This is a genomic window from Colwellia sp. 75C3 (genome assembly GCF_002836255.1).
Taxonomy (GTDB): Bacteria; Pseudomonadota; Gammaproteobacteria; order Enterobacterales; family Alteromonadaceae; genus Colwellia.
Genome location: NZ_PJAU01000033.1, coordinates 482,391 through 498,768, shown reverse-complemented (window position 1 = coordinate 498,768; position 16,378 = coordinate 482,391). Strand labels below are relative to the sequence as shown.

Annotated in this window: 16 protein-coding genes; 1 reads left to right on the top strand and 15 read right to left on the bottom strand. The window is 38.7% G+C overall.

Translation table 11 applies throughout. The features are described 5' to 3' along the window. Positions 1-58: 58 nt before the first annotated feature. The 11 genes from CXF85_RS06590 to CXF85_RS06540 form a co-directional block, all read right to left on the bottom strand. On the bottom strand, positions 59-748 hold the full coding sequence (locus CXF85_RS06590) for a type II secretion system protein (protein WP_101227717.1): 690 nt from the start codon (positions 746-748) through the stop codon (positions 59-61). A 208-nt stretch (positions 749-956) separates the two neighbouring features. After that, complete coding sequence (locus CXF85_RS06585; protein WP_101227716.1) at positions 957-1,448, bottom strand: type II secretion system protein; 492 nt, start codon at positions 1,446-1,448, stop codon at positions 957-959. Positions 1,449-1,456: 8 nt separating this feature from the next. After that, positions 1,457-2,686, bottom strand: coding sequence for a type II secretion system F family protein (locus CXF85_RS06580; RefSeq protein WP_101227715.1), 1,230 nt, complete (start codon positions 2,684-2,686; stop codon positions 1,457-1,459). A gap of 53 nt (positions 2,687-2,739) precedes the next feature. Further along, the gene (locus tag CXF85_RS06575) at positions 2,740-4,452 is read right to left on the bottom strand and encodes a GspE/PulE family protein (protein ID WP_101227714.1); all 1,713 of its coding nucleotides are present in this window, start codon (positions 4,450-4,452) and stop codon (positions 2,740-2,742) included. 8 nt (positions 4,453-4,460) lie between these two features. Continuing rightward, the gene (locus CXF85_RS06570; protein WP_101227713.1) at positions 4,461-5,762 is read right to left on the bottom strand and encodes a tetratricopeptide repeat protein; all 1,302 of its coding nucleotides are present in this window, start codon (positions 5,760-5,762) and stop codon (positions 4,461-4,463) included. After that, on the bottom strand, positions 5,762-6,661 hold the full coding sequence (locus CXF85_RS06565) for an ExeA family protein (protein WP_101227712.1): 900 nt from the start codon (positions 6,659-6,661) through the stop codon (positions 5,762-5,764). The genes CXF85_RS06570 and CXF85_RS06565 overlap by 1 nt, the downstream gene beginning before the upstream one ends. A 77-nt stretch (positions 6,662-6,738) precedes the next feature. Then, positions 6,739-8,523, bottom strand: a complete 1,785-nt coding sequence (gene mshL / locus CXF85_RS06560) for a pilus (MSHA type) biogenesis protein MshL (protein WP_232771101.1) — start codon at positions 8,521-8,523, stop codon at positions 6,739-6,741. Between the two features lie 20 nt (positions 8,524-8,543). Next, positions 8,544-8,915: a hypothetical protein gene (locus CXF85_RS06555; protein ID WP_101227710.1), complete on the bottom strand. Its 372-nt coding sequence runs from the start codon at positions 8,913-8,915 to the stop codon at positions 8,544-8,546. After that, positions 8,908-9,600, bottom strand: a complete 693-nt coding sequence (locus tag CXF85_RS06550; RefSeq protein ID WP_101227709.1) for a hypothetical protein — start codon at positions 9,598-9,600, stop codon at positions 8,908-8,910. The genes CXF85_RS06555 and CXF85_RS06550 overlap by 8 nt, the downstream gene beginning before the upstream one ends. Further along, positions 9,600-10,202, bottom strand: a complete 603-nt coding sequence (locus CXF85_RS06545; protein ID WP_101227708.1) for a PilN domain-containing protein — start codon at positions 10,200-10,202, stop codon at positions 9,600-9,602. The genes CXF85_RS06550 and CXF85_RS06545 overlap by 1 nt, the downstream gene beginning before the upstream one ends. Beyond that, positions 10,192-11,169, bottom strand: a complete 978-nt coding sequence (locus CXF85_RS06540; RefSeq protein ID WP_101227707.1) for a hypothetical protein — start codon at positions 11,167-11,169, stop codon at positions 10,192-10,194. Before CXF85_RS06540 ends, CXF85_RS06545 begins: the two co-directional genes overlap by 11 nt. Before the next feature lie 256 nt (positions 11,170-11,425). Here CXF85_RS06540 and CXF85_RS06535 point away from each other — a divergent pair, with 256 nt between their 5' ends. Further along, complete coding sequence (locus tag CXF85_RS06535) at positions 11,426-12,373, top strand: 1-aminocyclopropane-1-carboxylate deaminase/D-cysteine desulfhydrase (protein ID WP_232771100.1); 948 nt, start codon at positions 11,426-11,428, stop codon at positions 12,371-12,373. Between the two features lie 249 nt (positions 12,374-12,622). On the opposite strand, the gene CXF85_RS06530 is transcribed toward CXF85_RS06535, so the two are convergent. The 4 genes from CXF85_RS06530 to gspK all read right to left on the bottom strand — a co-directional run bounded on the left by CXF85_RS06530 (position 12,623) and on the right by gspK (position 16,376). Next, positions 12,623-13,378, bottom strand: coding sequence for a type II secretion system protein N (locus CXF85_RS06530; protein ID WP_101227705.1), 756 nt, complete (start codon positions 13,376-13,378; stop codon positions 12,623-12,625). A gap of 90 nt (positions 13,379-13,468) precedes the next feature. Further along, complete coding sequence (gene gspM, locus CXF85_RS06525) at positions 13,469-13,939, bottom strand: type II secretion system protein GspM (RefSeq protein ID WP_101227704.1); 471 nt, start codon at positions 13,937-13,939, stop codon at positions 13,469-13,471. Next, entirely contained in the window at positions 13,939-15,282 is a 1,344-nt protein-coding gene (gene gspL, locus CXF85_RS06520; protein WP_101227703.1) for a type II secretion system protein GspL, read from the bottom strand. The genes gspM and gspL overlap by 1 nt, the downstream gene beginning before the upstream one ends. Continuing rightward, positions 15,282-16,376 (bottom strand): type II secretion system minor pseudopilin GspK, encoded by a 1,095-nt coding sequence (gspK, locus tag CXF85_RS06515; protein ID WP_101227702.1) that lies wholly within the window; start codon positions 16,374-16,376, stop codon positions 15,282-15,284. The genes gspL and gspK overlap by 1 nt, the downstream gene beginning before the upstream one ends. Between the last annotated feature and the right edge of the window lie 2 nt (positions 16,377-16,378).

Genomic DNA, 16,378 nt, shown 5'->3' with positions numbered 1-16,378 from the left:
TACCCTTAATTAACGAACAAATTTAAATTTAATGTTTTTACAGTATTCCTGACAATTTTTACGCTTGTTTTTCATTGATATAAATAATCACTGAACTGTTTGCTGGTTGATAACTAAAACTATTACCAACTTCTTCTAATGGCGATGGTGCAATATAAGCACCGGTACTACTACGTGATAATGTTTCTTTTAAGTGATAATGACATAAAGTCGATGAGCCACTTCCTGAAACATTAGCTAAATACCGAAAGCCTCCATCATCATTAATATCAGCAACACTACTAGCAAGTAACGGTGGTTGTTGTAACAAACTGTCCCATACACTTATACAATCTGCTATTGCCATCGTCTTGCTATTAATACCACTACCACTATTAGTACCTACTATATAGCCAGGGCTTATGGTTGGAGACGATGTGCGGTCTTCACTGGTTAAATAGACGATAGTACCGTCATAATTAACCATATTTATATCATTAGTATCTTTTGGACGCGCTTCAGCTTCCCATTGAGAACGAGCTAAGGACACCCCTGTTGCAAAACCGCCAGCCATCGCTTCAATATTTGCTTGTTTAGCCTGTTCAGTTAAGTCAATAAACTTAGGAATAGCGGTTGCAGCTAAAAAGCCCAAAATAACAACGACAATAACCAATTCTATTAAGGTAAAACCCTTTTGTTTAGGCACACGACAAGCTGCCTGTAACTGACTCTTTGGCATAATACTGTTATGGGAAGTGCTTTTTATCATTGAGATAACCTTTTTATATCAGCTGACGTGTTGAGTTCATACTCTATAATGTTAGCCCAAAATTATAATGTTAGCTGACCTTAGCCGTATAATAACATTATGGACATTTCCAAACCACTTTACAAAGTTTAATATTTGTAATTCATTGTACACATTAAATAAATTACTATTTGTACCTCAATACAATATCACTATTTATTATAGCAAATTAATTAACCTGCTTCACTTGACCTGTATCACTACGATAATCAAAAGATTGCCCGTTAGTAATACTATAACGGCATAAACGACCGTTTTTAATTACTTTATTATGAATTTCGATGGCTATAACTACTGATTTAACCACCTGCAAAGGCATTGATAATGTTTGTTGCCAAATAGTATGACAAGCTAAACTACTTTTTTTTGTATCAATCCAACCTGACCTATTAACATTAACATACTCTTTTTCTGTACTATTTAATCGACTCAACACTACCACGTCAGGTTGTTCATCCATTAACCATTGACCATGAACAACATTAACTTTACTGGTAAAACTTTGCGCTAAGCCAACAAAAGCGGTATTGGTTATATTTTCTTGTTGACTAAAAAAAAGGTCTAATAAAAGTTTCATCAGTACTGCAATGATGACAATCACCACTAAAAACTCAATAATTGAACCTTGTTTTTTGTCACTCTGGTTAGGCGTTTTCTCCATTATTATTACTAGCCTTGCATGGCCGAGGCCATATCCCACATTGGAGTAAAAATACCAAGCGCTAATACCAACACCATAGCAGCAACAACTACTAATAGTAGTGGTTCAATTCTTGCGGTTAGGGTTGCTAAGTCATAATCGACTTCTCGCTCGTAATAATCCCCTACCTCTTCGAGTAACTCATCAACCCGGCCGGTTTCTTCACCAACAGCGACCATCTGTAAAACTAAAGGCGTAAATAAGGCACTGGCTACTGCAGAGCGTAATAAACTATCACCACTTTCGATACCTTGACGCATAGCAGCAATCTTTTTCTGCATATAACTATTATCGACCGCTTCCGCAACCAATGTTAGGCCGGTAGTCATAGGTACGCCCGCTTTTAAAACAATGGCAAAACTATGGGCGAAACGCGCCAATATAGAACGTTCTATAATACTGCCAATAATTGGGATTTTTATCTTACGTCTATCCCATTGATACCGACCTTGTTCCGTTTTTAATGATTTTTTAATCATAAAAACAATCATCACAATGGCAAGTAACATGTAATGCCAATAATTGATAAATAAGCTGGAACTGGCAATAATAAATTGCGTGGGTAAAGGAAGATCCGCCCCTAAGCGAGTAAACATATCAGCAAAAGTTGGAATAACAAAAATATTCAAAATTACCATAGCGCCCGATATGGCGATTAGTACCATACTAGGATAGCGCAATGCAGCTTTAATACGCTTACGGGTATCTAACTCACGTTCTAAGTATGACGTTAACTTAAAAAATGCCTGATCTAGCTGACCGGTATTCTCACCGACATGAACTAACGAAACAAATAAATGGTCAAAAATCTTAGGGTGGTTATTTAATGCCGAAGAAAAGGTGTAGCCACCTTCAAGCTGTTTACCTATATCAGTTAATGCTTTTTTAAGGGTTAATGAATTGGCTGATTCAACCATGCCATTAATTGATCGTAATATCGGCACACCTGAACGCATTAACGCATACATTTGGCGACAAAAAACAATCATTTCTTCTAATGAGACAGTACCATTATTGAAAAATTCAAAAACATCAACACTCCCGGCACTATTACCTCCTTGTTGCGCTTCAACAATAGAGATTGGGGTAATGCCCTTTTTAAATAGCTTTTCCGCGGCAACATCAGCATTAGCAGCTTCAATATTGTCTTTTACTTGGCTACCGCTGGCATTTCGCCCTGTATAATTAAATGACGCCATAAAACTCTCTATGCTCAAACATACGTTACTTGCCTAACTGTCGATGTAGTTGATTAATTAATATCAATTGTTTCAACCAGACGTAATACTTCTTCTACCGTAGTGATGCCTTGAACTGCATAATCAAAAGCCGCTTTCGCTAAAGGTGTAAAACTTGGGCTTTCCTTTGCGAGCTTACCGAATAGCTCACTGTCATTACGCTTTAAAGCAGCCATCATACCTTCATTCATTTCAAGCAGTTCAAATACACCAACTCGGCCTTTATAGCCTGTATATTGGCAGGTTTGACACCCCTTACCCTGCATAAATTGACTACTTCTTGCCTGCTCGCCTGCTAAGTTGGTTAACCAAAACAGTTCTTGCTCATCCGCTTGATATTCAATAGCACATGAGTCACAAACTTTACGGACAAGTCGTTGCGCGACCACGGCTCTTAATGCACTACCCACTAAAAACCCTGCAGCACCCATATCAATCAAACGTAAGGCACTGGTTATCGCGTCATTAGTATGCAAGGTAGATAACACTAAGTGACCTGTTATTGCACCTCGCAAGCCTATTTCTACCGTTTCTTGGTCTCGCATTTCGCCTACCATCATAATATCGGGATCTTGACGAAGTGCGGTACGTAAAATACTTGAGAAAGTTAAATCAATCTTGGTGTTAATTTGTACTTGGTTAATACGAGGTAAGCGATACTCAACAGGGTCTTCAACGGTGATGATTTTTTTACTTGCTTCATTTAATTCGCTTAACGCGGCATATAACGTCGTTGTTTTACCACTACCCGTAGGTCCCGTAACTAAAACCATACCGTGTGGACGATGAATTTGTAAACGCACACGTTTAACAATATCAGCCGGCATACCTGTTTGCTCTAGTGATAAGAGACCGGCAGATTGGTCTAACAAACGCATTACTACCGACTCGCCGTATTGAACCGGCATAGTAGACATACGCACATCAATATTATGGCCACTGATATCTAAATTGAAACGGCCATCTTGTGGAATACGTTTTTCTGATATATCAAGACCCGCCATTAACTTAAGACGCAATACCATGGCAGAGGCTATTTTATTTTCTTTGAGTATTTTTTCTTGTAAGACACCATCAATACGCTGACGAATACGCAGTTGATGTTCTTCTGGTTCAATGTGAATATCTGAAGCACGCATTTGCACTGCATCTTCAAAGACTGATTGCAGTAACTTACCTACGGTTGCATCGCCGCCTTCATCGAGGAAAGTAGCAGAAAGATCAAAGCTAGAAGATTCTTCATACTCTTCTTCTAGTTGACTGGCGAACGATTCAATTTCAGCGGTTCGACGGTACAAACTATCGAAGGCATCAAAAATCTGTGACTCCATAACTACCGCAAGTTCAATGCGTTTAGGCGACAACATCCGTTCAAGCTGATCTAAGCCACTTAAATCGGCAGGATCACTCATACCCAATAATACTGAAGCGCCTTTATCTTCAATAATTAAGGCTCTTAAACGTCTGGCATGCACTTCTGGCAATAGGCTGGCTACATTAGGTGATATTTTATATTGAGAAATATCCATAAATGGCACATCGAGTTGCTGCGCCAAAAACTGCAACAATTGTCTTTCAGATAAAGAATTAAGCTCAATTAAGGTGTCACCGAGCTTACGACCCGTTTGCTTTTGACTTGATAGCGCTTGCATAAGTTGCTCATTGGATATGATATTCTCATGAACCAATAAATCACCTAAACGCATCTTTAATTTGGGTGCTGCCATAATTTGTCCTACTGTCCTATTGCTTGTATACGTTGTTCAACAAAATTCACTGAAGCAACGGATAAATCATTTTTTGTCAGTGCTTGGTTATAAGCCACACTGGCTAAAGTAAATTGACTACTCTTATCGTGTAATACTGCTAAACCTAAATACCAGCGACCTATATCAGGCTGCATAGCTATCAGCACTTTATACGCTTCAACCGCTACGTTATTTTGTTGTGCTTGCTGCGCGGTATTTGCTAGCATAATTTGGTATTGCTCATCTTTTAACTGCGCTAGGGGTTTCAAGCTATTTAATGCCGCCGTCACTTGCCCTTGTTTTAAATGAATGCGTGCTTTCATCTGACGTAAACTGCTGTCTTTACCATTTAATGCAATGCCTTGAGAAAGTAGATTCACTGCATCTTGATAGGCTTGACGACCAAACCATAAAGCTGCTAATTTTTTACGTGTCTGGCTATCACTTGGTTTGATGATCACCACTTCTTCTAAAAGCTTTTCAGCCTTATTGATTTGTTTCGCCGCTAATGCTTTTTCAGCGAGTGCTAACTTTTGATCTGCTAGTTCATCTGCCGATAATTGACGTCGTGATACCGACATTTTATTTTTTTTGCTTTTACTTTCAGTTGTAGCAGCTTTAGTGACTGCATTAGTAGAAGCACTATCAACGTCATGACTGTGGCTTGAAACGGCTGCTGAGTGACTATGACCATCCGCTATCGCGACTGTTTTCTTCGCAGGAATGACTCGGCTTGAACTATTATTTACCACTGGCTTTGCCGCTATTCGCTGAGCATTATTTTCAGCTCGGTTTTCTGTTGCTGTAATAGCTAAATCTCTTGGCCCAGAAACATCCGTTTTTGTTGCGACTATTGCCTGTTGATTTTCTTGCTCATTGCTTTGTTCGTTAGCATAGTGAAACTCTTCTGCAGCAATTGGAGCTCTAGCTGTTTTATTTTCGTTTGTCTCTAATCGCATAGCCTGATTCACTGGGCTACTTTGAACTGCATTAACGCTGCTATTTACTTGATTAGTGATAACTTGGTTACTTGATTGAGTACTTAACTGAGTACTTACCTGATGAGCAGCATTACTAGTGACTTTTTCAGCTTTTAGGGCATTGTTTTCACTGATTAACTGCCAAAAATAAAAACTAATGACACAAACTGCAAAGACGCAAGTACCTGTGATTAGTGCGATTTTTTTCGGTGAAATAATTGACGATACTTGCTCTGGTTGAACAGTCTGTGAATTAGGCTCAGGACTTCGTTGATCTAAATCCTTCAACATTTGATTGATGACACTCATTATTTAACCACCAAAGTATAATAGGTTAACAATATCGCGCTCAACATTCCTAAACATGAAAAAGCCAATAGTTTATTTTTCGAATATTTTTCAATACTTTCAGTGTCCTGTACTGCCGCTTTAAGTAATTTACCCGTCATTTTGTAATGTCCTTCACCATAAGCAAGCATCAGCATTTTGTGGCACAACACATTAACCAATCTTGGAATTCCTTGGCTAACACGTGCTATTTTTTGGCATATCTTTACAGGAAAAAGCTCTGCCCCTTTATAACCCGCTACTTGTAACCTATGTTGAATATATTGTTGCACTTCATCTGCATTCATAGCACGTAATTTATAAGCAAAGGTAATACGTTGTCTTAATTGTCTAAATTCTGTTTTTGCTAAACGTTCATCAAGCTCTGGCTGTGCAAACAAGACCACTTGCAATAACTTACGTGTTTCTGTTTCTAAATTAGTAAACAACCTTAACGCTTCTAAACTATCTTCGGGCAACGCTTGGGCTTCATCCAATATCAGCACTACTGAATGCCCTTGGCTATGTAATTCTAATAAACGTGCTTGAATTCGCTGCGTAAGCAATTGAAGTGATATGCGTTGTGCTTGCTTAACGCCAAGCTCTACCGCAACAGCTCGCCTTAATTCATCAGGGTTTAAATAAGGATTTGGGATGTACGCCGTGACGAAATGTGCTGGTATCTCATTAAGTAGCTTTCTACATAACAAAGTTTTGCCGGTACCTACTTCGCCAATGACTTTAATGAAACCTTCACCGGTTTGCAGTGCGGTTGATAACACAGCTAATGCTTCATCATGCATGGTCATTGGCAAATAAAAATTTGTATTAGGAGTTAAAGTAAAAGGTAACTCTCCTAAGCCAAAATGATATAAATACATAACTACTCTACTCAGTGAACTAATTAAGCTAAATAATACAAAACAACTGTCGATTATCCGCCATTTACAGCTAAATTTTATTCAACTGCAGGGCAAAAATAATGTTCGTTTGCATATTCCTCATCAGCACATTGCTCTTGGCATGCTTGTGTTAACGTACCTTCATCAGATAACTCACACTCTTCAACCTCTTCAGGAAACCACTTTGTTAATAAGCTGCGTGCATCTTGTAGCTGATTTTTCCAAGTATCTTGACCAACAACAATAGGTTTTAGCATAATAACTAACTCACGTTTTTGTGTTGATTGAGATTTGCTCTTAAATAATTCACCAAGGAAGGGTATATCACCTAAAATCGGTGTTTTAGATTCCATATCAACTTTATAGGTTTCAATTAAACCACCAATGATGACGACTTCGCCTGACTGAGCACGGATAATGGTATCTGACTCTCTAACACTACTTTGCGCTAGTGGTAATACCAATTGCTCGCTACCAATTTGAATGGTTTTATTTTGCTCTTCAGTAATGGTCACTGAAGGGTGAACATGCAAAATAACGCTACCATCTTCACTAATTTGCGGCGTTACATCTAACGCGATGCCAGAGAAAAAGGGTGTTAATTCGACTTCAGGAGTGGTGGTTGTTGAGGTACCTGTGGTGGTTGTGCTGGAAACTTCAGTAACAAAGTATTCATCTTCACCCACTTTAATTACCGCTTTTTGGTTATTAGTTGCCGTAATACGAGGGCTTGAAAGTACTTGAACATTACCTTGGGTTTGCAATAATTCAATAACACCAGAAAAGTTACTGCCATTAGTTTGCTTACTAAACGCTAGGCTATTAACACCACCAATAGTATTCGAAATAACATTACCGACAATATTGCCTGTTGTAGAGTAAACAAGATTTGCACTACCAACTTGGTCTAGTACTTTTTCCCATTTTATTCCTTGCTGAAAGTCATCATTAAGTGTTACTTCCATTATCTTAGCTTCAATGATTACTTGACGATGCAAATGGCTTTCAGTTGCGGTGATAAACTTCTTAACAGCATTGATCTCTTGCGGTAACGCACGTACTGTCACCAAACCTGCATGTGGTGAGACAATAACTGAACGACCTTCACCACTGCCAACAAAAGCTGTTAATGATTCTTTCAATTCATCCCAGAAATTGGACTCATTTTCAGTATATAAATTGATACCACTACTTTGGCTATTTGAACCACTATTACCGCTCTGACTACTATTGTTGCTGCCACTATTACTATTGTTGCCACTGCCGCTACTATTATTACTGCCACCGCTACTAGGATCGTTTTCCGAGACGCCACCAGAATTGATCGTGGTAGTCGATGAGCCAAAACGTTTAAGGAATAAGTAATTTAGCGCGATAGTTTCAGTGCGTATACCGGGAGGGAATACTTGTACAATATTGCCACGGCGAATAATTTCATAACCGTATACGTCTTCAACAACAGTTAAGGCTTCTGATAAGGTAACATTATTTAAGCTTAACGATATTTGTCCGATAACATCAGGGTGAATAACCACGTTATAACGTGAGCCTCTAACGATGGCTTGAAAAAAATCTTTAGCATCAACTTCTGTCGCTGAAATTTCTAAACGTTTTTCAGCTAACATGCCTTGTTTGGCCTGACTCATGTTATTTAACATCAGTTCTTGTTGTACTGAATTGGGTACTCGCATTAACGGTTTTGGTGCATTAAGACTTTTTGTTTCTTTGATCGCCGCATCTAAATCTTCTTTTAATTCAGTTGGATCATTAGGCACAGATTGGCAACCGACTAAGGCAAAGCATAACGTCGACAAAGCAATTTTTAATTTTAGTTTTTTCATAGGGGGACTTGTTTTCATCATTAGTTAGCTACCGACTTTTCTACTACGTTACTTTTAAAACCCTTACTCTTAAAAACACTGATTTTTAATCGTTCAGATTTACTACGTAAGATCACGTTATGACTGTTAATTGCGGTGATGCGATGCTCGCCAATATAATCAAACATTTTGTATATTTTGCCATTAATGACCGCGGTATGAATGCCATCACCATGAATAATAGAAGTTAATACAAAACCGTCAACACGCTTTATTTCACTATTACTGCTAGAGCCACTTACACCAAAAGGTCGAGTAGGGTCAACATCTGCAGCCAGAGTGACGAATGAAGTTAATAGGGTTACCACAACCAAAGCTGTGGTTAACAATGCATTAAAATAAGCTTTAAACACCAATAAACTCCTTATTCAACCCTAAACTGTAGATGGTTATATCTACTTCACTGCGTGGATATTCTTTCACTTCTAATTCAAAATCTTGCCAAAAAAACTTCCACGATAGCTTTTCAAGTTGTTGTAAATAATTGCGTAATTGAAAATATTTACCTGATAATTTAATTTTAATACCATGTTTATATAGGTTTAAACCCAGTTGTTCTGCGTTTGGTGAAGCTCTATCATCTGTCTCATCTTTGCCTTTCACGGATAAATCTAATAAAGGTTTTGCACCAATCAGTTCAAAAGAAAGTAATGATACTCCAGGCTCTAGATTAAGCAGCTTCACTAGCGCTTTACGCATTTCACTCGGGCTAATTAACTCTGTTGTTAAATGCACTAATTGACTGTCAATTTTGGCAAGCTTAGCTTCAAGTTGAGCCACTTGTTTAACGGTATCACTATCGGGATTTTGCTTAAGTGCCGCTTGGTATTCTTTAATTGAAAAATTAAGTGTTTTATTACCTGATGTCATCGCTCGGCTTTGTTTGTCGAAGCTAATAATTTTGGCACTTTTATCATCAATAAAAAAATATGAGATAATAAAAAATATTGCCACTAGCCCCGTTAGCAGTACTAAACCTTGCTCGCGACTTGTTATTTGTAGAAACTTATCACTACCGTCTTGCCATTTTTGCTTCATTAGCTCTTACCCTTTGTCGCTACAGAGCTGACAACAAACTCAGTAATATTTTGTTCATTCTTAGCCAACTTAAATTGCACAAACGATTTACCTGATAATAAACGAGACGTTTTAAAACCTGCTAACCATGCTGGCACCGCTTGAGGGGTTCTTGCTAGCCCGGTAAAACTCATTTCGTTAACGTTGATACTAATGGTTTGTAATCGAATATCTTTATGATGCATAGCGGATAGATCATTCATCGCCATCACAAAACCACCTGCAAACGTTTCGTTTGAATCTGTAAGCTTAGCTAACAGTGCATTTTTATGCTGCATTACTAATTTTATTGTGTCGAGATTATTTTGCAAAGCAGGAGAAATCTGCCTATTTTTCAGTTGAGATTCCAGCTGTTTAGTAAGCTTTTGTTTTTGCTGTTGCTCTATTAACAAGGCATCATATTTAGCGCCTGACTGCTTATAGTTAACTTCAGTAACTATCGACCAGGTAACCATCACCAGCATTAGCGCTAACCAAGCACCAACCACTCTTGGTAATGTTAATAGGGGCTGCTCGGGGAAAAGCTCCGCTTGTAATAAATTAATAGACTGTTTAGTTGCCATAATTCGCTCCCGCTAAAGCCTCTGTCTCTGTCTCTGCACTGTATGGCACATCTTCTAAGCTTGCACCGATCACAGCGCCAAAATCACGATGTTGATGATATGGTCTTGGTAATTCTAGTAAACTCACTGGCACAGCGCTATTTTCAGCTAGTTTTTCTATAAAGATACTTTCCAAGTCAATCGGTACTAAAACCTTAATGCTTTTAATCGGTGCTTGTTTTAGCTGGCGTTCAAAGTAATCTGTCGAGCGCTGAATCTCTAAGCTGAGGTTATCAATAACAGTACCCGATAATTCATCTGCGGTTTTACTCGAAATTTGAGCAAACCCGCGTAAACGACGTTGAAAAAATATTTGCTTCTGTTTAACAATAATTAAAACAATCTCTTCATTGGGTTGCTGGCAAACCAATAAATGCGCATCACTCTGTGGTGGCAATAAGTTAGCAAAAGCAAATTCTTGGGTAGTGATAGCGCTGACCTTAACCATGCCTTGCTCTGCCGCTGTCACAAGTTTCTTTAATTCATCTAACGGTGCACAAACCACATTAATTTTTTCTTGGCCACCCGCAAGGGTCGGAGCATCATAATAATCCAACACCATGTTGGCCGGTGAAATAGTCACTAGATCTTTAATTTGCCACTTCAACGCGCTGTTTATTTCACTTTCAGGCACGTTAGGTTTGTCTACTTGTACTACTTGGGATTGTGCTTCATTGAGTACTAAGCTAACCGCCCCTTCAAGTTCACTGTTGTCGTGTAATGCTTGAATCGCTTTTGCAAAGTTTACAGAGTTAGCCTTTTCATGTTTAAAGAGTACTTGGGCTACTTGTTTTTCATCGATAGGGCTATTGAGTTTTTGCTGAGGAATAGAGCATAAGGAGACACCCTGCTGCTGAAAAGCAATTCCAAGACGCTGACTTGAACTATTTTTTGAAAAAATTTGGCTTATTTTCGTTAAAAATGACATTTATCGGCAACATCGCATCATAGCTAAAATTATTAGCAATATACCCTTTTTCACTGCTACAGAGCAAGCTTTACTAGTACTATTAGCTAAGTTTATTAGTCATTTATACAATAATCAGAACCGTAAAGAATGTAACAAATCCATTTACATTTATAAGAGAACCGCGAGAAGAAAAACACAAGAAAATAACGATATCGTTTATAATAATCTTACTCTGCCATTAATTCACTGTAGTTTAAAAATCATGCATAAGCCATTGTCAATCTTACAAAAGATCAAGCACCCACTCTTTGAGAAATATAACCTTGATGTGCGAGTCAAACGTGATGATTTGTTGCATGACATCATTTCGGGTAACAAATGGCGCAAACTTAAATACAACCTAGCGCAACTAAAAAAGAGTAACTACCAAGGTGCACTTACTTTTGGCGGCAGCTACTCCAACCATATTCATGCCTTTGCCTACGCTTGTAAACAAGAAAACATTCCCTGTATTGGTGTTATTAGAGGTGAATCAGACTATGCCAACAACTTCACTTTAACTTGGGCAAGACACTGGGGCATGCAATGTCACTTTGTCGACAGGAAAACTTACCGTCGCCGATTTGAGACGAACTTTATTGACGAACTTAAAGAGATATATCCACAGCATTTTATTATACCTGAGGGGGGTAGCAACTCACTTGCCATCCCTGGTGTAGCCGAGGTATTAACAGAATTACAAAGCCAGGCTGATTTCGATACCTTGATCACCCCAGTTGGTAGCGGAGGCACTTTAGCTGGCTTAATTTGTGGTGATAGTGTTGCCAATAGCAAACAACATAAAATTTTAGGTATCGCGGTATTAAAACAAGCTGAATATTTAATTGATGAGGTTAAGTGCTTACTTACTCCTGAAGGTTTAACCCATAAGAACTGGGAATTACTAACAAGGTTCCATCGTGGTGGTTATGGTAAGTTTAGTGCTGCGGATGTAGAACGCATCATCGCTTTTAACGAACAAACAGGTATAACCTTTGAGCCGGTTTATTCTGGCAAGATGATTTTGGCTTTACTTGATTTAATTTCGCAAGGTTACTTCAAACCCTATGAGCGCATTGTTTTATTGCACACAGGTGGCCTACAGGGACTTGGCGGTATGATTGAGCAAGGTAGACTAAGTGCCAAAGACTGGCCATCACTACCTAATACTGTCGAAGATTAGGGCTAAACAGAAGTATAAGGATATAAAATGGTTTAATACCAATTCCGTTAAATTATTGACCACTTGTACTGGCTAAAATTCTCCATGACGGCGTTGCTTTCAATCCCAATAGCCAGCTATTGGTCAATCAAGCGCCTTGCCCTGAAATATTTTTACTTCGTACAACAAGATCAGAAACTTATCGGAATTGGTATAAGACCCTAATCAAATGACTTGCACTGACTAGGGTATTATCTGAATAGAGTGCAGCTAAAACCTTAACTGATAGCGACCTTGATTATCAGGGCGACCTAGAAAAGATAAAGCAGATTGTAACTGCGCTGGAAATTTAGGCCCTGGTTTTAAATACCCTTGCCCTGACGCTTTTTGATTGGCTAGTGACAAGCGCGCATTAAAACTTAATCCCAAAGTATTTTTAGGTAATATTTTGGCTCTTAAGTCACCTTTTTCACAATCCAAATCTGCGTCGATCTTACCTAGTTTAATGTTGTTATCTAAAGCAACTACACCTGAGCGAATCCAACTAATGTGCCCTTGCGCTTGCTGACAAACTAATTTTTCTGACCTATCAATAATCAACTCAGAAAATAATAATTCTATATTACCCTGTGCTGTGACAGGAATAGGTAATGGTAGTTGCTTAGCAATATCATTCGCTGAAACAAAAAGCTCAACATCATTGAGTTGCAGTTTATTAGCCGATACGGTTAAGGTAAATTTGCCCTCAGCACCTGCTGAGGTGGCATCACCAAAGCTAACATCGACAGTAGGAGATAAACTTAACAAAGACCAAAAACTAAGCGCTGTTTTGATTTGTTGAATTTCATTGTTGTCTACCGCTATTTGCGCAATTTCACCTTGCCAAATTGAACCTGAAACCGTACTAATATGAACGTTCTTCGGGAGCTCAATATTGTTTATCAAAAATGCTAGTGGCATCGTTGTCACTAAAAAGACTAAATAACTACTCAAAAAAATTGCCGTTATAGCAAACCACTTCTTCATCTAATTTCTCTATATTCTATTATTTTCATTTGGCTAACGTTAGCTATGCCGTTTAGTAACTGATAACTTATAGTGCTAATGGCTTTATGCTTACAACTTAGCAAGATGTAAGCGTCGAACTTTCACCTCACCAGCACTATCACCGTGAGTTAAATCAATCGCTTTCACTTGCAAACCTTCATTGTTAGCTAAATGCTCAAGCCAGAACAATAATTGAGTAAAAGGGGTGCTGTCTATCCAGACTTGTAAGTCCTCACCCTGAGGTTGCATACGCGTAATGGTCAATTTGTACGTTTTTGCACTACGATTAGCCACACTGGAGATGCTACCACTGAGGTTAGATTTACCACCTGATTTTTTAGCTTGTTTATATAAGGTGGTTTTTTCTTGCACCCAGGTTAACAGCTCCTGTTGTCTTGTTAATTTACTATTAGCTTCAGTTATGCTGTTATTAATCGGCTGCCATATCGCGCTATAAAAAATAAAGACGATAAAAACCAGTGCCATCGCAGCTACAAGGCGCTGCTCTCTACTGTTTAATTGTTGCCACCATGCTTTCATTATGATGCTTCCTTATTGCTTTTATTACTGCGCTTCTGGGTGGTCGATTTGCTTTTATTCGCCCCTTTACTCGACTCTTTATCAGATATACTGAAAGAGCCCGTCACTTGATCACCTTGATTACTTTGTGAACCTTGCTTAACGGTTAAATTGGCAGCGGCTAATGCAATACTAAACTGTTCAAAAGCTTGATAATCCTTAGCTGTTGCTTGAATACGTAATTCTTGTCTCTTACTATCAAACTTCAACGACTCTGGTTTTAATGCCGGTACTTTAGTAAAGGCTGGTTGTATTTTAGCAAGCATAGCTAAAAACCCTTGCCTATCACCTACGCCACCAAGTAAGGCTAACTCACGATTTAGTTGTGATTTTATGGTAGAAACACGTACACGTTTTGTTTTTGGAAACGCATTTTTGTAAGTGGATATAATGCTTTGCTTTACTTGTTCTTGCTCAGCGTTAAGTTGCCATAGTTGTGCACTTTTATGACCTAAACTAAGCAGCAAAGCAAACACAGCAACACCTGCAACCCATAACCATTGTCGTCCTGCATTGCTACGGTTTTCTTTAATCAGGTATTGGCCTTGCAACAAATTAAAGCGATTTAATTGACTGTCATAATTCATCGCCATTAGTGCTAAAGGCAATTCTTCTGGCATTGCCTTTACCGCTAATTGCTCACTATGGGCTAAGGGTGAATATGCCTCAATGTTGACACTAGTTTGCTGTTCATTGTCTTCATCACCATCAGGTGCCTCTGCAGAGAAAGCCTGACATTGTAATTGCCATGCACTCGCGTCTAAGGTAAATCCCTGCCAAAGCTTTTGACGAACAATAACCTGTGTTTGATTAGCATCACCAAGGGTAATTGCGCTCCAGCCTGCATCGGTAAATGGCATAGCCAATACATCAGGTAAGATGCATTTAGTGTATATATCAGCTTCAGCTAACCATGACATCCACTGTTGCATCTGTTTATGAGCGACAATGGCGGTGAAACAATTATTCTCCTGCTCATCGATAGCTAAATCTGCATAAGCGAAGAAGAGCTGTTCGACGTCTTCAGCTAAACTATCCTCTAACATATAAGGCGTTGCTAATCGCATTGCTCGAGATGATTTCGCCGGAACTTTTAACGACTTTAACAGTACGTCACAGCCAGGTACTAACACCTTGACCTGGCGCTGTTCGGCCTTGCTAGTAAGCTCACTGAGTTGTTGAGCATCTGTTAACTCACCACTCGCTATAATTTCCTGCGCATTGTTGCTAGTTTCAGCCACAACCAACCAATGAATGGTATTGTGAGCTTGACTGCCTAGACGGATAAATAATGTTTCTATCACTAGTTACGACCTATAGTACGACTAATTATTTGAATTTGTTGTGTATCATTAACTTTCATTATTGAACTCATAGAAAAATAGCTGTTATTAAAACGTGCACTGGCTTTCAATTTGAAGTAATCGCTATCAACAACAAACTGTTCCTTTTGCCACTTTTCCATATTTACCTTGCTTAATTCAGGTAACGCATAAAAATCTTCTAAGTTTTCATAACCTGAACTATCTCGTGAACTCAGTATTTCTTGCGCGTCTTCTAAACTTGAATCAAGTAAAGCTTGCAGTAATTCTGGTTTTTCCGCATCCAACGTATTGATATTTATTAGGTGCTGAGCATTTTGTGGCAGTACACACACATATGGGGTCAGCGCTAAAATAACCGCAGGGGTAAAGTGTTCAATTAACCTTAACTCGTTAACACTACCTAAATAGCTATTCGCAGCAAGGTAAGGGAATTCTCGAGAAGCATAATCATTATCTTCCGCGCCACCTGAGCCTGTTATCATATCATTACTATCGAGCCAATCGGTCAAGGCATTAACCATAGCTTCGGCTTCAAAATTGCCAATACCTTCAATATTTAAATTGATGATAAGCCCTTCTAATACGGTTGCTGCAGGCAGCTGTTTATCACTACCTGTTTTACTTTTTGAAGCGGTAGCACTAGGCGTTTTACTAGCTGATTTTGATGAACTAGAGGAATTATTAGCAGCCTCATCCTTTGTTTTAGCTTTAGGGTGTAAAGCATTAAGGTTCAGACAGCTTTGTAAGTCCGATATTTCACCACTTATTTCGCCAAAATCAACAGGGTAATTACTGCCCTCTTCAGCCCAAATTTGTTCAAGGTGTGTTACTTCTGGCTCATCTTTAAACGCTTTAATTAATACTCGTTTAGTGAATGCTTCAGCACCCAAAGCATACCAGTAGGCTTGTTGATTGAAAATAATATTGGTACTACGCTGCATTTGAGTTTGTAATCGGGTCGTCATTTGCGCAGCAATAATGGAGACTAAAGCAACAATAAGCATCACGGTAATTAACGCAACACCTCGTTGATTTTTTTGCTGTAAACTGAATAACGATAGACTAAGAGACATAA